The sequence below is a fragment of the Tsukamurella pseudospumae genome, assembly GCF_001575195.1.
GTDB classification, from domain to species: Bacteria; Actinomycetota; Actinomycetes; order Mycobacteriales; family Mycobacteriaceae; genus Tsukamurella; species Tsukamurella pseudospumae.
Genome location: NZ_LSRF01000099.1, coordinates 1 through 1,111 on the forward strand (window position 1 = coordinate 1; position 1,111 = coordinate 1,111).

Here is a 1,111-nt window from a genome sequence, read left to right on the forward strand (position 1 = left end):
CCGGCCGCCATCGCTGCGAGCTCTTTATGGAGCCCGACTCGCGGGTACCCCACGACGGTGAACAGGTGCGGATGCTCAGCCGCACTGCGCGCGGCAGACCAATCGAGTGCCGTGCCCTGCGGGTCGGCGTCAACGAACAGGACTCGTCGGCCGAGGTCGTGAGCAAGGGAGCCGGCGAAGTTGATGGCGGTAGTCGACTTGCCGACGCCACCCTTCTGGTTAGTGAACGTGTAGGTGGTCACAGAAATAATGATATACGCCTTTCCTGATTACCGCAAATACAGAAACCATGTTTTCATCATCGGAAGCACCCAAGCGTGGTCTGCAACCGCATCTATCTGCGGAAACTGTGCTCTACTCCGCTGCGCACCTCGCTTCTCAGATTCATGATTTCTGTATTTCTGTACCACCTGCGTCCCAGATCAAGGACCTTCGCGTTAGGGCTGCTCCCGGTTTCGGCGGCGCAGCCTCAACTGCCGTGACCAGGATCCGGGCAAGGGTTCGCCGTAGGCCCGCGTAGCGGCCCTTGAGCGGATCCTGGTCACGGCAGTAGACCGTTAGGGCCGGAAGCGGGAGCAGCCCTGCGAAGATCCGCACCCCAACGCACCCGCCAGCCGAGAGCGATCCAGTTCCTGCTCCTGGAGAGGTGCGGGGGTTCGGGGGCGCCAGCCCCCGAGAAAACAATCTGGCCCTCCCCTGTGCGATAGGGGAGGGCCAGATGTTCTTCGTTCCTGGTGCCGCTACTACTTACCGCGGCCAGCGCCGTTGCGCGTCGGGTCGACGAGCACGTATCCCTGGCCGGGCTTCGGAGTCGGCGGCAGCGGCTCACCGCGGGTGACGGTGCGCTCCTGACCGGTAGACCCTCCGCGGGGTCCGACGATCTCGTACTGTCCGGAACGGCCGGCGGTCTGGCCGGGCTTCAACGGGGAAGAGGACATCGTCCATCTTCCTTCCCGCGCGTCCTGCCTCACAGGTGTGGACCGAGGCAGTCCTTGTAGCGCGTCGATTTGAGACGGGAAGCGTCGGCGGTTAGGGTTCGAATCCTCTGACAGATTTACCCGGGACCCCTTGGACGCTTCAAGCAGCCGAGGGGTCTCGGCGCTTTCTACAC

Annotated in this window: 2 protein-coding genes; both read right to left on the bottom strand. The window is 63.3% G+C overall.

Features of this window, described 5'->3' with window-relative positions; all coding sequences use genetic code 11:
* A partial coding sequence (locus AXK60_RS25290) for a ParA family protein (protein ID WP_244881182.1) occupies window positions 1-242 on the bottom strand: 242 nt, incomplete at its 3' end.
* Between the two features lie 501 nt (window positions 243-743).
* The gene (locus AXK60_RS25295; protein WP_068571554.1) at window positions 744-938 is read right to left on the bottom strand and encodes a hypothetical protein; all 195 of its coding nucleotides are present in this window, start codon (window positions 936-938) and stop codon (window positions 744-746) included.
* Between the last annotated feature and the right edge of the window lie 173 nt (window positions 939-1,111).

Excerpts from the sequence above, each read along its gene's own strand:
- AXK60_RS25295 (WP_068571554.1), bottom strand. The coding sequence starts at position 938 with ATGTCCTCTTCCCCGTTGAAGCCCGGCCAGACCGCCGGCCGTTCCGGA.